This window comes from Hymenobacter glaciei, from assembly GCF_039539585.1.
GTDB classification, from domain to species: Bacteria; Bacteroidota; Bacteroidia; order Cytophagales; family Hymenobacteraceae; genus Hymenobacter; species Hymenobacter glaciei.
In genome coordinates, this window is record NZ_BAABDK010000011.1 from 28293 (window position 1) to 45736 (window position 17444).

Below are 17444 nucleotides of genomic sequence, written 5' to 3' on the forward strand. Positions count from 1 at the left end.
AACTGGCGATGTGCCAGGTTGCTACGCCCGCACGGTGCGCTGCTCGATGCGCTTTTCGTAGGCTTCGCCCTGAAAAATGCGCTGCACGAAAATGCCGGGCGTGTGAATCTGGTTGGGGTCGAGCTCGCCGGCGGGCACCAGTTCTTCCACTTCGGCTACCGTGATTTTGCCGGCCGTGGCCATCATCGGATTGAAGTTGCGGGCCGTGCCTTTGTAGATGAGGTTGCCGGCGGTGTCACCTTTCCAGGCTTTCACGAAGGCAAAATCGGCGTGCAGGGCAGTTTCGAGCAGGTACATCTTGCCGTTGAACTCGCGGCTTTCCTTGCCTTCGCCTACCTCGGTACCGTAGCCGGCAGGGGTGAAGAAGGCCGGAATACCCGCGCCGCCGGCCCGGCAGCGCTCGGCCAGCGTGCCCTGCGGAATCAATTCTACCTCAAGCTCGCCGCTGAGGAGCTGGCGCTCGAACTCGGCATTTTCGCCCACGTAGCTCGAAATCATCTTCTTCACCTGCTTGGTTTGCAGCAGCCGGCCAATGCCGAAGTCATCGACGCCGGCGTTGTTGCTGATGCAGGTCAGGTTCTTCACGCCGAGGCGCAGGATTTCCTGAATGGCGTTTTCGGGGATGCCGCACAGGCCGAAGCCGCCGAGCATCAGGGTCATGCCATCGGCCAGCCCCTGCAGGGCGGCTTCGGCGTTGGGAACGGTTTTGTCAATCATAGGGTGGGAATTGGCGATGCAGGTGCGTCGTTGGGGCCGAAAATTACGTCACGGCGCGGGCTTAGCGGCCGTAGGGGCCACATTGGCGGGCAACTGATAATCGAGCGGCAGCAACTCGCCGATTTTCTCGAAGCCCCAATAGTCTTCATTCAGCACCGCCAACGGTACTACCAGCGCCCCAATAGCCTCCACCTCGGCCTCGGGCTGCTGCAGGTGTACCACCGATTCTTCGTAGCGCGGCCGCACCGAGGTGAAGTTGGGCCCGGGCCGGCGGTAGTTCAGGTCGGGGGCTTCGCGCTCATAAGTCACAGCCAGCAGGTCGCGGAAACGCAGCCACACCCGGCCGGTCCCGGGCTCGGTGCGGCGCAGGCTGTCGGGCGGCAGTATGGGTTTGAAAAGGAAAACCAGCTCGCGGGGCTGGCGCAACGCTTGCAGCAGCGAGTCGGGCAGTGGGGCAGTGCTATACTGCCGCTGCAGCTGGCGCAAAGCCTCGTCGGCGGCCAGACGGCGCGGGTTGGGCACCCGCCGCAGCTTCTGCACCCGGAATCCTTCTGCGGCCACGCGGTTGGCGTAAATGCTCCGCAAAAAGTGCTGATACGAGCCCAGGTAAGCCTTTTGTCGGTTGGCGGCCCATCGTTTCTGCTGGCGTATGCTACCGGGTAGGTTCTTGAAGACTACCTGGGTGAGCAGGGTTAGCCCCACGCCCTGGTCAACGAATTCGGCGCGGAAATCGAGCTGATAAAAGGTGAGGTGGTAGCCTAGTGCGGGGTTGTCGACTTCCAAGGCGTGGGGCACGCTGGCCGTCAGTACGTTTTGGTGCGGGTCGTACCGCACGCGCACCCCATCGGGGTTGAGAATGCGGCATTGGCGCGAGAGTGTAGAGTTGCCCAGTAACAACTCTTTAAACCGTTGATAATCATCCTCGCGGTTGGGGTCGGGACGCACCACGATTTCGGACAGCTGCTGCGCTGCCTGGGCCACCAGCGGATTGATGACCAGCGGCCCCGTCACGTTTACAGACTGACTGAACAGATGGTAGCCTACATAGCTCACGCCCAAGTCGTAATGCCCGGGCGCCACGCTAGCGAGCCGAAAGCGGCCGTCGGCATCGGTCGTGGTGCCTAGCGTAGTGTTAGCCAAGTATACGCTGGCAAACGGCAGCGGCGCCTGCGTGACAGAATCGAGCACCTGCCCCGAAATGGAAACCTGGGCCCGGATGGTAGCAGGCCGCAACAACAGGAGCAGCAACTGCAGCATAAGCCACTGCCGCTCCCGTAAGACAAGGCCAAAATCAGAGAAAACCATGTGAAAAGCCGGCTGCCGATAGGAACGCCACGCCAAGGTAGTGGCTGGCCTTCGATGCCATTGCCAGCTACCGCCTACGCACCGGACGCACAGCCGGCCGCGCTGCCGGAGCCGCTGGGCGGGCCGGCGTGGGCATGCCCGTCGGCACGTAGTCGTAGGGCAGGAACTCGCCAATTTTCTCGAAACCCCAGTATCCGCCCAGGGCTACTTCGAGCGGGTTGCGCAGCGAGCCATCGGCCTGAATCTCGGCCTCGCCATCGGCCAACTGCAGGCGCGATACCTGCCGTTGGGCCGGAAATGGGGTACGCGAATAGCCTAGCGTGTTCATTTGCTGCTTGAAGCGCGGGTCGGGCGCTTCACCAAAATGCGCCACCTGCAGTTCACCGCCAAAACGCATGTAGGTGCGGCCATTGGGCTTCACCCGGCGGAGGCTGTCGATGGGCCGGGCCTCGGAGTAGAGGGTAGCTAGCTCGGGCAACTCGCGGCTCCAGCGGCGCAGCGAATCCTTTTCAGCGGGCGAATAGGCGCCCGCCGCACCAGCGGCCAGTAGCGCCTCGCGCTTTTTCTGAGCACTTTCGTAACGCGGGTTAGGCGTTACTTTAATCTGCTGCGTCAGGAAGTTGCCGGCTTCTAGGCGGTTCGTATAGAGGCAGCGCAGAAAGTGCATAAACGAACCGGTGTAGGCCGTGAGGCGGTTGGCGGCCCACAGCCGGCGCTGCGCTTCGTCGCGCGGCTTCATTTCCTCGAACACCGGCTGGCCGTAGTAGGTAATCGAGCCCGCTTCTTTGTCGTAGGCGAAATAGAGGCCGTAGTATTTCAGGCGGTAGCCCAGCGCGTCGTTGTCGATTTGCAGAAACTCCTTGGTGCGGGCCGTCAGCTCCTGCGTCGAGTCGTCGAGTATCACCCGCACATCGTCGGGGTTGCTGATGTGGCACTGCTCCGAAAACGTGCTGCCGCCCAGAAATAGCTGCGCAAACTGCCGGTATTCCTCGGGCTTGTTGGGCGCTGGCCGCACCACCACTTCGCCCAGCTGGTTGCCGGTGGGGGCCAGGTTAATGGTCAGCTTCAGCGGGGTCGTTTCCACGGTAATGGTTTGCTTGCCCAAGCGGTAGCCCACGTAAGAACCCACGATGTCGTAGGTGCCCTTGGGCACGCGCGGAAACTCAAACTCACCCTTCTCGGTGGTGGTGGCACCCAACGTGGTGCTGGCCAGAAACACGCTGGCAAACGCCAGCGGCTCGTGCGTGACGGAATCGAGGGCAATACCGGTGATTTTGCTTTGCGCCTGCGCGGCCACGGAAAGGAACACGCCGCAGCACACCAGTAGTAATCGGAAATAACTCATTGGAAGTAAATAGGTTAGTTAATACTATAAGTGTGTCAGCAGATGGCTGTGAAGGTGCGTAGGAGCCTTCCCGTTTTGAACGGAATATCTCAACAGTCCTGCCACAAATCGTTCAACGCCGAGACGCAAGTATGCGTCTCTACAGCACCGCACAAACTTTAGACGCTTACCAGTGCCGCGCGGGTGTTCTGCGCATCCAACGCCAGTTGGGCTGTTAACGCGTCCAGCCCGTCGTATTTTTCTTCGGCCCGCAGCCAAGCTGCGAATTCCAACGTCAGCAACTGCTCGTATAAATCGCCGCTGAAGTCCAGCAAATTCACCTCTATGGTCTGGGCCAAATCGTTGCCAATGGTGGGCCGCACGCCAATGCTGAGCATGCCCGGGTGCCGGGTGCCGGCCGCCGTTGTGCACCACACTGCATAAATGCCACGCGCCGGCACCAGCTTCAGCAACTCCTCCACGCGCAGGTTGGCGGTGGGGTATCCTATCGTGCGCCCCAGCTTCTGGCCGTGCTCTACCCGGCCGGTGAGGGGGTATTGGTAGCCTAGGTAGCGGTTGGCCGTGGCCACGTCGCCCTGCCGCAGGGCCTGCCGGATGCGGGTGCTGCTCACGCCCACGGCGTCTACGTCTTCGCGCGGAATCTCTTCCACGGTCAGCCCGTAGCGGTCGGCGTGTTGACTCAGGTAGTCGAAGCCGCCCTCGCGGTTTTTGCCGAAGCGGTGGTCGTAGCCAATCACCAGCTGCTTGGCGCCCACGGTTTTCAGCAGCAGGTTCTGGATGTATTCTTCGGAAGTCCACTGCGCGAATTCCTTGGTGAAGGGCACAATGAGCAGGTAGTCGACCCCCAGCGCGGCCAGCCGGGCAATGCGCTCGTCCAGGGTGCTAATCAGCTGCAGCTCCAGCAGCTCGGGGTGAGAGGGGGGCGGGCCCAGCACCAGGCGCGGGTGCGGCCAGTAGGTAATGACCACCGAGGGCGCCCCACTGGCCTGCGCCACCTCGCGCAGCCGCGCCAGTATGCGCTGGTGCCCCACGTGCACGCCATCAAACGTGCCGCTGGTAACGACGGCATTGCCAAGAAACGGAAACTGAGCCGGGTCGCGGATGACGTGCATAAGGCGCCGGTGAAGCGGATAAAAGAGAGCAAAACGAGCCGCGAAGGTAGCAGCTCGTGCTGTGGCAGGCTGCTATGAAGCCTATTCGGTGGGCGTTTCGGGCTTTGCGGGAGCGTCGTGCTGGTGCTGCTGGGCAGCCAGCGCATCGGCTTGCAGCGCGGCGTAGTATTGCAGGCCCACGCGGTTGGGAGCCGTGCTGGGCCGCTCGCGACGCGGGCGGGCGGGGCCTTCGCCTTCGGGCCGGGGCGGGCGCAGAGCCTCAATGGCTTCGAGCGAAAAAGCGTCCTCTACCCGGTGCTCGCCAATGCGGGTGCGCACCAGCCGCGTGAGGTGGGCCCCGCAACCCAGGGCCACGCCCAGGTCGCGCGCCAGGCTGCGGATGTAGGTGCCCTTCGAGCACACTACCCGAAAATCAACTTCGGGTAGCGCAATGCGCGTGATTTCGAAGGTCTTGATTTCAACGGTTTTGGCCTTGATTTCGGCCTCCTGGCCGGTGCGGGCCAGCTCGTAGGCGCGCTTGCCATCCACTTTCACCGCCGAGAAAATCGGGGGTGTCTGCTGAATGACGCCGGTGAACGGCCCGGTGGCTTCCCAAATCTGCTCGTCGGTGAGGTGGCCGTAGGGGCGGGCCATGTCCACGGCGGTTTCGAGGTCGAAGCTGGGCGTGGTTTCGCCGAGACGGAAGGTGCCAGCGTACTCCTTTTCCTGGGCCTGAATCAGGTCGATTTCTTTGGTTTTTTTGCCCGTGCAGAGAATGAGCAGGCCGGTAGCCAAGGGGTCGAGGGTGCCGGCGTGCCCGATTTTCTTGATGCGCAGGGCGCTTTTCACCTTGCGCACCACGTCGAACGAAGTCCACGTCAGGGGCTTGTCGAGCAGCAGCACTTCACCGGTTTCGAAATCGTAGTCGGCCAGGGTTTTTGTTGTCATGGTTATACGATGGTCAGGGGGAGTTTGAGTGCCAGCATCAAAAGCAGGATGCCGCCCGCGATAATGCGGTAGATGCCAAAGGCCCGGAAGCCGTACTTCGCCACGAAGCCCACAAACAGCCGGATGGCCAGCAGCGCCACCACAAAGGCCACTATGTTGCCCACTACCAGCATTTTTACCTCGGCCGCCGAAAACAAGTGCGAGATATCAACGCCGTTGGACTTGGCTTCTTTGTAATAGTCGTAAATGTCCTTCACTGCCGCTGCGGCCATGGTGGGCATCGCCAGGAAGAACGCAAACTCCGCCGCCGCCCGGCGAGTAAGCTTCTGGGTGAGGCCGCCCACGATGGTGGCCGCCGAGCGGCTGGTTCCCGGCACCACGGCCAGGCACTGGAACAGTCCGATTACTAGCGCTTCCTTGAAGCTGGGATTGGTAACCGGGTGGCCGCCTTCTTTGGGCACCTCCTGCGGAAACCAGCGGTCAACGAATAGCAGCACCACGCCGCCTACTACTAGCATCACGGCTACAGTGGTAACCGATTCGAGCAGCGCATCGATGTGCTTTTTGAACAACAGGCCTACCAGCACGATGGGCAAAAAAGCCACCAGCAGCTTCAGGTAAAAGTCGATGTTCTGAAAAAAGCGCTTCCAGTACACCACCAGCACCGACAGGATGGCTCCCAATTGAATCAGCACCAGGTAGAGCTTGAAAAACGGCGTGGGCGGAATGCCCAGCAAGGCCGAAGCAATAATCATGTGCCCGGTGCTGGAGACGGGCAAAAACTCAGTTATGCCCTCCACAATGGCGAGGAGCAGGGCGTGCCAATAAGTCATTTAAAACCGGTAAAGGGTTAGTGGTAACTGGTTAACGATGAGTGGCTGGGCGCATTCGCCATTAACCATTTACCGCCAACCGTTGACCACTGAAATTAGAGGCGCTTGTAGGTGGGCGCAACAGTTGGCGCAGGTGCTACGGGCGCATTGGCAGCAGCCACTGCATCGGCCGAGAGGCTAAACGTAGTCACCGGCGCTACGGGCGTAACCACGTGCGACTTGTCGCGCACCATGATGGCGCCAAACTCCACGGCGAAACCAGCCAGCAGCAGCAGCGGCCCCAGCGTAATGCCCATAAAGTCTTCGCCGTAGTTGGCCTTGTCGCCAAACATCATGATGATGAAGCCAGCGGCCAGCAGGGCCAGGCCAATCCACATTAGGCGGTAGTTGCGGGGGCCAAACGCGAATCGGAAAGTGGTGGGTTGCATAGTCGTAATCAGTTATTCGTTGTCAGTTATTAGGCCAGTTGAGATGGTCATCGAGAGACTGACAACTGGCAACTACAGGTTAATACAGGTCGTCGAGCGACATTTGGAGGTACTTGTGCACAGCGCGAGCCGAGCTGAAAAAGCCGATTACCACGCCCAGCACGATGACCCCGAGCAGCAGCAAGCCCAGGCGCAGGTCGTCACGCAGCAGGCGCAACGGCTCAACCTGGAGGTAGGCATACTGCAGCAGGGCAATGAGAATGAGCGCCGCCAGTACGCCACTGGCCAGCCCCTGCCAGGTAGCACGCCGCAAAAACGGCTGCTGGATAAAGAGGCGGGTAGCCCCCACCAGTTGCATGGACCGGATAAGAAAGCGTTGCGAAAACAGCGCCAGCTTAATGGTATTGTTAATCAGAATAACCACCACTAGGACCAGCACCGCCGCGAAGCCCAGCAACACCAGGCTCACCCGAGTCAGATTGTTGTTGATGCTGGCAAATAGGTCTTGTGGATACTGCACCTCAAACACCCCGCGCTGCGTCGAAATGCTGCGGTTGAGCTGGCGCAGGTGCATGGTGTCGGTAAACTCGGGCTTAATTTTCAACACATATGCATCGCGCAGCGGGTTGTCGCCGAGGAACTGGCGGAAATCCTCGCCGGTGCTTTGCAGCAGCTGGCGGGCGCCTTCTTCCTTGCTCACGAAGCGAATCTGGGGCTTGCCGTTGCGCTCGGCCACAAAGGCCTGCTGGCCCAGGTCCTGCTGCAGGCGCAGCAGCTCGGTTTCGGGCAGGTCGCGGTCGAGGTACACCTGCACCTCCAGGTTTTCGCGCACCACTTCGCTCAGCTTCTGGGCGTGTACCAGCAATAAGCCGAAGAGGCCAATGACCACCAGGGCCAGCGTAATGCTGAACACCACGAGCAATGTGGGGTAGGAGCCAAGCTTCTTCTTGCGGGTATGCGGGGTGGTGGGGGCAGCCATATTCGGGCAAAGGTAGTTTTTAGGTGATGAAGTTTAAGGTGACGAAGAGATGAAGTAGTACGTCTATGATGGCAACTCTTGCCTCTCCACCCTTTACTCCATCACTTCGTCACCTCATCACCTAAAAATTACAGATTCGTCCTTGGGTCCTCGTCCACTGTCATCACTTCCTTGCCTTCGCGGGCTTTCTGGGTGTTGCGCTCCTTCTTGCCCGGTGATTTGCGGCGGAACAGCTCCCCAAACGTGTTGAACTGCTCCGTGTAAAGCAGCGAGAAACCCGCTCGGGGCTGGTTAATGGTTTCGAGGTCGCGCGGAGTGGTTTCGTAGCGCAGCTTTGCCCGGAACTTGCCATCGGCGCGCAGGTAGTATTCGAGGCTTAGGTCGCCGAGCAGCGACGCCTGGCCGGCGGTATTGGTGGTAGGGGTAGTGCCGGTGCCAGTGCCCTGGCTCACCAGGTTGGGGTTGTTGGTGAAGCCGCCCTCGCGGGTCACGCGCAGGCGGCCGTTCAGGAAAGAGTAGCTGAGCCGCACCTGCAGCGCCTGAAGCTGGGCCGCCGTGAGGCCGTTGATGTTGAAGTCGATTTCCAGGTTCTGGTCTATCTGCGAGGTGAGCAGGCCGAGCTGCGTGCTCAGAATCTGGCCCAGGCTGTTCGAAACCGTATTGTCCTGCCCTTTAATCGAAATGGTGCTGCCCAGCGAGGAACCTCGCGGCGAAAGCTGCTTGAATACCAGTAAGCTGAATACCTGCCGGTTGAGCTCTTGCTCGTCGTTGCGCAACGAAGCCGTGAAAGCGGCCAAATCGCCTTGCAAGGTGCCCGGTGCATCGTTGAACTCCAGGTTGAGCTTAATAGCGGGCAGCAGCAGCGGGCCGGTCAGGTTCATCACGGCCGTTACCGGCACCACGGCCACGCTGCCCGAAGCGCCGCTTTCGAGCACCGGGGCCAGCGACGTGCGTTGCGTGTAGGTTGCCGTGATGTTCATTTCGCCGGCCAGCGGGTCGCCGTTCCAGGAAATAATGCCGCCCGGGCGCACCACAAACTCCTTGTTTACCAGGCCTTGCAGGGTGAAGTTGTACGCACCGCGCACGATTTCCACCTGCCCGTACATGTTGAACTCGCCGCGCGTATCAATGGCCATGCGCAGCTGCCCGGCCGCCGAACCCCGGATTACGTCGCCGGTACTCTCATCGAGCAGAATCTCAACATAGGCCTCCGGCGTAATGGTCAGGTTCATGTTCAGCTTGACGCCCGACAAGTCGACTTTGTCGGAAGCCGCCACGGTCACCGCTTTTTTGGTGATGACGGTATCGCCCACCGGGTTGTTGTTCACGAACTTGATGTAGCCCGCCTTCTCGGCCTTGGCGGCATTGTCGAGGGGCAGGCTCACGCGGGTACCAGCCTCGCTGCTGGCCCGCACCGTGATGTCGAGGTCATCGGTGGGGCCCATCACGCGGGCCGTGCCGGTAGCGTAGGCCGTACCGAAGTACAGCTCGTTGTCCTTGCGCGTGGTGTTGAGCACCTGCATCTTGCGGAAGTTGGCCGCGATATCGAGGCTCATATTCTGGAAGCCCTGGTGGCGCACAATGCCATCCACGGTGCCGGTGTTGCCCAGCACGTCGCGCAGCTTGATGTTGCGGAACTCAATGGAGGTGTTGGTGAAGCTGATGCGGTCAGCAAACGTGTAGGTAGTGCCCAGATAGCCAAACGTGAGGCGGCCGTTGCTCACGTTCACCGCCCCTAGTAGGTTGGGCGAGGCGAACATGCCCGTGAGGCGCAGCTCGCCGCGCCCTGTGCCGCTGATGTTCTTAAACAACGAGCCCAGAAACGGCTGCGCCAGCACAATCGGCGCATCATTCAGCGTGCCCGTGAGGTTGAACTGGTTGGTTTTGCTGCCCGGCGCAATGTCGCCCAGTACGGTTAGCACCGACTGCCCGGCGCGGGCCACGTCGAGGTTGGTGACCAGCTTGCCCGCGGCGTTATCCCAGTCGGCCCGGCCCGCTACCTGGCCAATGAGGGTGTTGTCGTACTTCAGCGAATCCACGCCCAGCGTGCTGGTAATCATGAGTGGGCCGTAAATGCCGCTCACCGTGCCTTGGGCGTTCAGGCGGCCAGCCAGGTTCTGGCCAGTCAGGGTTTTGAGACCGGCCAGTTCAAAGTCCTTGATTTGCAGCTGCAAGGGTGCCTTGGTAGCATCGGGCGAAATGAAGCCCTGCGCGCCCACAAACTGCTCGCCGTTGCTAAAGGTCAGGTTCTTGATATCGAACTCTTTGCCGTAGTTGGAAATGGTAACCGAGTTGTTTTCGGCAATGGTCCATTCCTTGTCCAGCAAGTGCACGCCCGATTTTCGAAAAATCACCTCCACGGCCCGGGGCAAAAAGCCCAGCGCCCCGTTGATAGTGGCCCGGTTGGTGGTCCCCGACTGCGCCAGCGAGGTCGAAAAATTGATGTGCTGCTGGTCCCACACACCTTCCACAATAAACTTCTCGGTGCGGCCCAGTCCGGGCAGCACCTGCCGGTCGCTCGTGATGCTGGCCTGGGCCAGGATGTCGGGCTGGTAGGGAAGCTTCGACGTCAGGAAGTCGAAGTCGTTGTTCACGGTGCGTACCGGGCCGTAGCGCAGGCTGTCGAGGTGGCCGCCAAGCTGGAAAATACTGGTGGTGCCACTCCGAAACGAGCCGTCGATGCGGCTGCCACTGGCCACTTCCAGCTCGGGCACGAAAAGCTGCAGCAACGGGTTGGGCTTTTTCAGGTTCAGCAGGAAGTCGACCTGGTACACCGGCAGCGTGCGCTGCTGCTTGCGGCGGTAATAGGCGGCCGTGGCAGCGGCGTTGCTCTCGAAGTTGAGCCGGTATTCGGTGAGGAGCGTCTGCACGTCGCGCACCACATCGGAGGTGTTAAAAGTGCCGGCCACGCTGGCATTCACAGCTTCAGAGCGTACCGTTACCTGGCGCTGGTTCAGGTGGTTGCGGGTGCTCACCACGTCCAGCGTATCGAGGCGCAGCACGCGCCCGTCGAGCCCGAAGCGCGAGTGGCGCAGGTAGGCATAGCCAATAAGCGAATCGAGCTGCACGCCCTTGAACTTCACGTTGGCCGTGGTGCTCACCGTGAACGGCTGGCTGCTTAGGCCCAGGGCGCGCAGGTTGGCGTATTCAATTTTGGTCTGCACGTTCACGTTCTCGTGTTTGCGCTCCAGGTCCACGTGACCATTGGCTACCAGCCGCACGGCCGGGTCGTTGATGCTGGCGTGCCCATCGAAGTGCAGCGGGTTGAAAACTCCGTCGAAGGTGATGTTGCGGTAGCGGTAGCCGTTCAGCCAGATGGCCGGTACCGTGAGCTTGGCCCGGCCCGTAGCAAACGCCGGCAGGAAGCCCGTGCCGGCTACGTGCCCGTTCAGCGTCACGTCCCGAACCACGCTTTCATCGCCCAGAAACTTACCCAGCTGGAAGGCCTTGCTGCGCACCGTGCCCTCGTAAGTAGCGTGGGTGAGGTCGGTTTTGGTCTTCAGGTTCACGTCGGTGGCCACGTAACCTAAGGCCGTGTCGAACGAGGCATTGGCCACAAAGTCGCTGTAGAAACCCAGTAGTTGGCCCTGCACTTTCACGCGTCCCAATGGCTGCACCAGCTTGTTGGCAGCGGCCGGGAGCCACTTTTTCAGGTCGCGGGCTTCGACCACCGAAGGCATCAACCGGAAGTCGAAAAAGCTCTCTTTGTAGTTGGGTAGGCCGTCGGCGTGGGCACGCTTGGCCACGATGTGGGTGCCGGTGCCGTAGCGCAAATCGAGGTTGTTTACCTTGAAATCGCGCACGTAGCCCGAGGCATCGCCCGATAGCGCCACCGACTCGTGCAACTCGCTCAGCTGGGGCGCAAACTTGGCAATGTCTTCCGAGTAAACCTTGGAATTGCGCAGGCGCGCAATGGTCTTCATCGAGTCGTTGTAGTCGACGAAGTTGCCGAATACCCGGAACTCAAACCGCACATAATCCTTAATCTGGCTGCGCCCAACGCGCAGGCTCAAATCCTTAAACTCCCAGAAGTGAGCCCCGTAGGTCATGTCGGCCGTGATTTCGCGCAGCGGCGTTTGCGAAGGCGTTTCCACGGCGTGCAGCTGGCTGATGCGCAGCCGGAGGGTGTCGCCAAGGTGAATGTTGGATACGTCGGCGTAGATGCTGTCGACTACCAAATGGTCGTAGTCGATGCTCTTGCCGTAGGTTTTCGACCGCGGTACGTCGTCCTTCAAAATTGCAAAATGCCCGTTGCGCAAGGCCACTTTGGCCACCTCAAAGTCGAACGGGGCCGACTTCGTCGTATCGGTTGAAGGCCCGATAAGGCGCTTCACCGCCTGCATAAAGTGGCTGAACGTGGTGGTATCAGGCTGGCCAGGCAGGTTGCGCAGAATAAATCGCGGCTCGTTCAGCGTAAGGGTGCCCACGTGCAGATGACGCGGGTCGAACACGGAGAACAGCGAAATGTCGGCATCGGCCCGCCCAATGCTGAATAGCTCGCCGCCGCGCCGGTCCTGCACGCGCACCCCTTCGAGCAGCACACTGGAGAAGGGCCGCACATCAACCCGCGCAATAGTGACGGGCTGCCCCAGCTTTTTGGTGAGCATATCGGCCGCCTCGTGGGCCAGCCGGGTTTGCACGCTTGGCACCCGCAGGGCCAGCAGCGCCCCCACCACGGCCAGCACCAGCAGCAGCCCGAGGCCCAGCAGTACTTTCAGCAAAATGGCAAGGAAACGACGCACTGGGGCAGGAGGGGAGAAAACGAAAATGGCGGATAATCCGCAAAGTTGCGGCTTTTTAGCCAGTTAGGCCAAACCCATGGGCCAGGCTTTCCACTGGAACGGCCCCGATTGTAACTGGGTTCGCCATCTACGGCCGAACTTTGCGCCTCCGCAAGGGTTGGGCCAAACGGTGCCGGCTATGCTATTTGGTAGTCATGCAGAGCGTAGCGAAGCATCTCGCGTGGTGTAGTAACTCTTTTTGTTGATTAGTAATAGCATGCAAGATGCTTCGCTACGCTCTGCATGACGTTGTTTTTGCCTTTTCAATCCTGAATTCCATGCCTGCGCATCCCATCATCCTCGCCATCGAATCTTCCTGCGACGACACCGGCGCGGCCGTGCTGGCCGGCGGCGAGCTGCTGAGCAACGTGGTGGCAACCCAAAAAATACACGAGCAGTACGGGGGCGTGGTGCCCGAGCTGGCTTCGCGCGCCCACCAGCAGCACATGCTGCCCGTTGTCACGGCTGCGCTCAAGCAAGCCGGCATTACCAAGGCTGACATTGATGCGGTAGCTGTAACCCAAGGCCCGGGTTTGCTCGGTTCCTTGTTAGTAGGTGGCATGTTTGCCAAAACGCTGGCGCTGGCGCTCGATAAGCCGTTGCTAGCCGTGAACCACATGCGCGCCCACATCCTGGCGCACTTCATCCGCGACCCCAAGCCGGAATTCCCCTTCCTGTGCCTAACGGTGAGCGGTGGCCACACCCAGCTGGTGGTAGTGAAGTCGGCGTTGGAAATGGACGTCATCGGCTCCACCATCGACGACGCGGCGGGAGAAGCTTTCGACAAAACTGCCAAGCTGCTGGGCCTGCCGTACCCCGGCGGTCCGCACCTCGACAAGCTGGCCCGTCAGGGCGACCCGCTGCGGTTCGCTTTCCCGGTAGGGGCCATGCCGGGCTACGATTTCTCCTTTAGTGGCCTGAAAACGGCGGTGCTCTACTTCCTGAAAAAGCAAACCGCCCCCAACCCCGATTTCGTGCAGGAAAACCTGGCTGACCTCTGCGCCGGTATTCAGCACACCATTGTGGCCACGCTGCTGCGCCAACTGCGCCGGGCCGCCGCCGACACCGGCCTCACCCAGGTGGCGCTGGCCGGCGGCGTAGCCGCCAACTCGGGCTTGCGGACTGCTCTGGAGGCTGAGGCCGATACGCAGGGCTGGCAGGTGTTCATCCCCGATTTTGCCTTCTGCACCGATAATGCCGCTATGGTCGCCATGACGGCCCATTTCCAGTACGAGGCCGGCGACTTCGCTACCCAGCTCACCAGCCCCGACCCGCGCCTGAAGCTGAAGTAAGCGTTGTGCTATGACCAACCCTTTCCAGCCCGGCGATACCAAAACCTACCACTACTTGGTCTGCCCCGGAGATGTGGCCGATTTCGGACCTGCTACCGGTGGCCTGGTGCACGAAGTACTGAGCACCTTCGCGCTGGGCCGGGAAATGGAGTGGGCTGCCCGCCTGTTTGTGCTGGAGATGAAGGCCGCCGACGAAGAAGGCATCGGCACCGAGTTGGCCATTCAGCACCACGCCCCGGCCTTCCCCGGCGAAACCCTCACGCTAACGGCTACCTTTGTCGCCCTAGATGGCCCAAGCCTGCGCTGTGCCGTAGAAGCCCGCGTGGGGCCGCGCCTGGTGGCTACCGGCCATACCGGGCAGCGCATTGTGGCCCGGGCCCGGCTGGCAGCCCGTTTTGCCGGGCTGCGTGCCGAAGCCTCTTGCGAACCCCCGCTGCCGCCAGCCTCACCGCTGGCAACCAACAACTGAAAACTACCCGAGCATGGCTAAAGAAGCTAAACCCGTCATCATCAATATTAAGAACCGCCGTGCGGGCCACGAATACACCTTCTTGGCCAAGTACGACGCGGGCGTGATGCTGCAGGGTACCGAAATTAAAAGCATCCGCGAGGGGAATGTGAACCTGACCGACGGCTACTGCACCTTCGACCAGCGCGGCGACCTCTGGATTCACAGCATCCGCATCGCGCCCTATTCCTTGGGTACTTACAACAACCACGACGCCATGCGGGCCCGCAAGCTGCTGCTCAACAAGCGCGAGCTAAAGCAGTTGGCCGGCAAAAGTGTCGACCAGGGCCTTACCATCATCCCGCTGCGCCTTTTCGTGACTGACCGCGGCTTCGCCAAAATCGAAATTGCCCTGGCCCAAGGCAAAAAGCTCTACGACAAACGCAACGACCTAAAGGAAAAAGCCCAGAAGCGCGACATGGAGCGGATGTGATGAGGTGAAAACAGGAAGAATGTGGAAATGTGATTTCAGGAATCAGTCATTCCAATCAACAGTAGCATCTTTGTATTCTGTGGAAGCGTGAGTTGTCTACTGCATTCTCACATTTCCACATCACCCACATTCTTACATTATTTTGAATCCCGGCATCTGCGCGCTGAGCGCCGTCCCCGTTCGCGCCGAGCCCAACGACCGGGCCGAGCTTGTTACCCAACTGCTCTTCGGCGAGTGCTACCAGATTCTGGCCACGCAGGGCAGCTGGTATCAGATTCAGCTGGCCGCCGATGACTACGTGGGCTGGATGGATTTCAAGCAGCACACGCCCGTTTCGGCCGAATACTACGCTGCCTGGAGCGCGCAGGACCACCCCCGCGCCCTCGACGTGGTGCAGGCCGTAAGCGACGCCACCACCAAAATTCCGCTCACGCTGGGCTGCCGGTTGCCGTTTTTCGACGGCATGAACGTGCGCATCGGCGACAAGTCGTACTTCTACAACGGTACCGCTACCAACCCTACCGCCGCGCCCGACACCGCCCGGCAGGCCGCCCTGCTGCGCAAAACGGCCCTCATGTACCTGAAGGCGCCATACGTGTGGGGCGGCAAAAGCATTTTTGGCCTCGACTGCTCCGGCCTGTGCCAGCAGCTCTACGGCCTGGTGGGCATTCAGCTGCCACGCGATGCGCGCCAGCAGGTCGACCACGGCCGGCCGGTGCATTTCGTGACGCAGACTAAACCCGGTGACCTGGCGTTTTTCGACAATGCCGAGGGCCGCATCGTGCACGTGGGCATGGTGTTGGACGAGGGCCAAATTTTGCACGCCCACGGCGAAGTACGCCTCGACCCGCTCGACCACAACGGCATCTTCAACCGCGACCGGCAGAAGTACTCGCACCAGCTGCGCCTGATAAAGCGCATGCTGCCGGAGTAGGTGCGGGAAGGGGCGATAGCGGGTACAAAGAATCTTTTGAGTCCCCAGTTGACGTCCTGAACTTAACCTCCGCACGCTTGTTTATCTGGTCGGAAACCGCTAGCTTTCGGCGGGTTATCCGAACCCAAAAGCGTGTATGGACCAAAAAGTGTTAGTGCTGAATGGCGACTATACCGCCATCACCCTGTGCAGCGTGCAAAAAGCGTTTGTGCTCCTGTTTCTCGATAAAGCGGAAATGGTCGCAAAGTCGGAACACGGCACGTTGCGCACGATTTCGCATGCCTACCCCAAGCCAAGCATCATCCGCTTGCAGCGCTACGTGCGCGTACCCTACAAAGGCATTGCCCTGAGCCGCCACAACATCTTCAAGCGCGACCATTTCGAGTGCCAGTACTGCGGCTCGCCCAAAAACCTGACGCTTGACCATGTGTTGCCCCGCTCGCGCGGCGGCGAATCGAGCTGGACCAACCTGCTCACGGCCTGCGCCCGCTGCAACCACGCCAAGGGCCATCACACGCCCGCCGAAGCCGGTTTAACCATTCGGCAGCAGCCCAAGAAGCCTACGCTGGCGGGCTTTCTGCGCCTGTCGGCGGGCACAATCGACCAGAACTGGCACGCGTACCTTAACTAAACGGAAGGGAGTTTTTAAACTTAGTTGGGTGGCACGCCGTTGGTGAGGGGTACATTTGTCCTCAAACCCAAACTCACTTGCTTATGGCCCTCCCTCGTTTTGCTTCAACTCGTTCCTTTCATACCGAGCTTAAAACTCGTATTAACCATTATTTTGAGGAAACCGGCCGACCAATGACGGGTGATGCGGGGCTGCTATTCAAGGCGATACTTTTGGTAAGCATCCTGATTGCGCTTTACGTACACTTGGTATTCTTCACGCCGTCCACCGGTTGGGCATTGCTGGAGTGCGCACTGGTGGGCTTGGATATTGCGGCTATTGGCTTCAACGTGATGCACGACGGAGCGCACGGTAGCTTCTCTCGCTATTCGTGGGTGAACAAACTTGCAGCCTACACACTCGGCGTGCTCGGCGGTAGCCCTTACATGTGGAATTCGAAGCACAACCTCATTCACCACACCTACACCAACATCGAGGGCCACGACGACGACATCGACGTGAAGCCTTGGATGCGCATGACGCCCGACCAGCCCAAGCACCCATTGCACCGCTACCAGCACTTCTACTTCTGGGCACTGTACTGCATGCTCTACATCTCTTGGATTTTTGCAATGGACTACCAGAAGTACTTCTCGCGCCAGATTGGGGCTATTGGCCTCAAGCCGATGAACACCGGTGAGCACGTGAGCTTTTGGGGCTTTAAGGCGTTGAACTTGGTGCTCTACGTGGCCCTGCCGATTTACATGGTTGGTTTCCTGCCTTGGTTCGCTGGCTTTATGCTGAGCACGGCCGTAGCCGGTTTGGTCCTGAGCATGGTGTTCCAGTTAGCTCACACCGTGGAAGATGCTGCTTTCCCCGTGCCTTGCGCTATTACGAGCAAGCTCGAAGACGAGTGGGCCATCCATCAGGTGCGCACTACGGCCAATTTCGCTACCGACAACAAGGTGGTTAGCTGGTTCGTAGGTGGCCTCAACTTCCAGATTGAGCACCACCTGTTCCCAAAAATCTCGCACGTACACTACCCCGCCATCAGCAAGATTGTGCAGCAGGTGTGCGCCGAGTTCGATGTGACTTACAACAACTACAAGCATACCCGTACTGCCATTGCCTCGCACGTAGGCTTCCTGCGCCAGATGGGCCGCGCTGCGTAGAGACGCATAGTTGCGTCTCATAGTTGAACGGTTTAGGTAGACGGCGCTAACGACAAGACGCAATTATG

The 17444-nt window shown here is 60.2% G+C and carries 15 protein-coding genes; 6 read left to right on the top strand and 9 right to left on the bottom strand.

Annotated features, from left to right (window positions below):
* Positions 1–21 precede the first annotated feature (21 nt).
* From ABD837_RS06895 to ABD837_RS06935, 9 genes are all read right to left on the bottom strand, one after another.
* Entirely contained in the window at positions 22–717 is a 696-nt protein-coding gene (locus tag ABD837_RS06895; protein ID WP_345052038.1) for a CoA transferase subunit A, read from the bottom strand.
* 48 nt (positions 718–765) lie between these two features.
* On the bottom strand, positions 766–2022 hold the full coding sequence (locus tag ABD837_RS06900) for a carboxypeptidase-like regulatory domain-containing protein (protein ID WP_345052040.1): 1257 nt from the start codon (positions 2020–2022) through the stop codon (positions 766–768).
* A gap of 67 nt (positions 2023–2089) precedes the next feature.
* On the bottom strand, positions 2090–3367 hold the full coding sequence (locus ABD837_RS06905) for a carboxypeptidase-like regulatory domain-containing protein (RefSeq protein ID WP_345052043.1): 1278 nt from the start codon (positions 3365–3367) through the stop codon (positions 2090–2092).
* 158 nt (positions 3368–3525) lie between these two features.
* Positions 3526–4479, bottom strand: coding sequence for a bifunctional riboflavin kinase/FAD synthetase (locus ABD837_RS06910; protein WP_345052046.1), 954 nt, complete (start codon positions 4477–4479; stop codon positions 3526–3528).
* Between the two features lie 81 nt (positions 4480–4560).
* Positions 4561–5406, bottom strand: coding sequence for a tRNA pseudouridine(55) synthase TruB (gene truB, locus ABD837_RS06915; RefSeq protein WP_345052048.1), 846 nt, complete (start codon positions 5404–5406; stop codon positions 4561–4563).
* A gap of 2 nt (positions 5407–5408) precedes the next feature.
* Entirely contained in the window at positions 5409–6239 is an 831-nt protein-coding gene (locus ABD837_RS06920) for an undecaprenyl-diphosphate phosphatase (protein ID WP_345052051.1), read from the bottom strand.
* Positions 6240–6334: 95 nt separating this feature from the next.
* Positions 6335–6667: a DUF3098 domain-containing protein gene (locus ABD837_RS06925; RefSeq protein ID WP_345052054.1), complete on the bottom strand. Its 333-nt coding sequence runs from the start codon at positions 6665–6667 to the stop codon at positions 6335–6337.
* Between the two features lie 79 nt (positions 6668–6746).
* Complete coding sequence (locus tag ABD837_RS06930) at positions 6747–7646, bottom strand: cell division protein FtsX (RefSeq protein WP_345052057.1); 900 nt, start codon at positions 7644–7646, stop codon at positions 6747–6749.
* 128 nt (positions 7647–7774) lie between these two features.
* A complete protein-coding gene (locus tag ABD837_RS06935) occupies positions 7775–12388 on the bottom strand; it encodes a translocation/assembly module TamB domain-containing protein (protein WP_345052061.1) in 4614 nt (1537 codons plus the stop codon).
* A 317-nt stretch (positions 12389–12705) separates the two neighbouring features.
* Here ABD837_RS06935 and tsaD point away from each other — a divergent pair, with 317 nt between their 5' ends.
* The 6 genes from tsaD to ABD837_RS06965 all read left to right on the top strand — a co-directional run bounded on the left by tsaD (position 12706) and on the right by ABD837_RS06965 (position 17376).
* Complete coding sequence (gene tsaD, locus ABD837_RS06940; RefSeq protein WP_345052064.1) at positions 12706–13719, top strand: tRNA (adenosine(37)-N6)-threonylcarbamoyltransferase complex transferase subunit TsaD; 1014 nt, start codon at positions 12706–12708, stop codon at positions 13717–13719.
* A gap of 10 nt (positions 13720–13729) precedes the next feature.
* Positions 13730–14188, top strand: a complete 459-nt coding sequence (locus ABD837_RS06945) for a thioesterase family protein (RefSeq protein WP_345052067.1) — start codon at positions 13730–13732, stop codon at positions 14186–14188.
* A gap of 13 nt (positions 14189–14201) precedes the next feature.
* Complete coding sequence (smpB, locus tag ABD837_RS06950; protein ID WP_241937307.1) at positions 14202–14660, top strand: SsrA-binding protein SmpB; 459 nt, start codon at positions 14202–14204, stop codon at positions 14658–14660.
* 142 nt (positions 14661–14802) lie between these two features.
* Positions 14803–15594 carry a C40 family peptidase gene (locus tag ABD837_RS06955; protein WP_345052072.1) on the top strand — a complete coding sequence of 264 codons (792 nt, stop codon included), beginning with the start codon at positions 14803–14805 and terminating at the stop codon, positions 15592–15594.
* Positions 15595–15730: 136 nt separating this feature from the next.
* Positions 15731–16225, top strand: a complete 495-nt coding sequence (locus tag ABD837_RS06960) for an HNH endonuclease (RefSeq protein ID WP_345052074.1) — start codon at positions 15731–15733, stop codon at positions 16223–16225.
* Positions 16226–16437: 212 nt separating this feature from the next.
* Positions 16438–17376, top strand: coding sequence for a fatty acid desaturase family protein (locus ABD837_RS06965; protein ID WP_345052076.1), 939 nt, complete (start codon positions 16438–16440; stop codon positions 17374–17376).
* Positions 17377–17444: the final 68 nt, after the last annotated feature.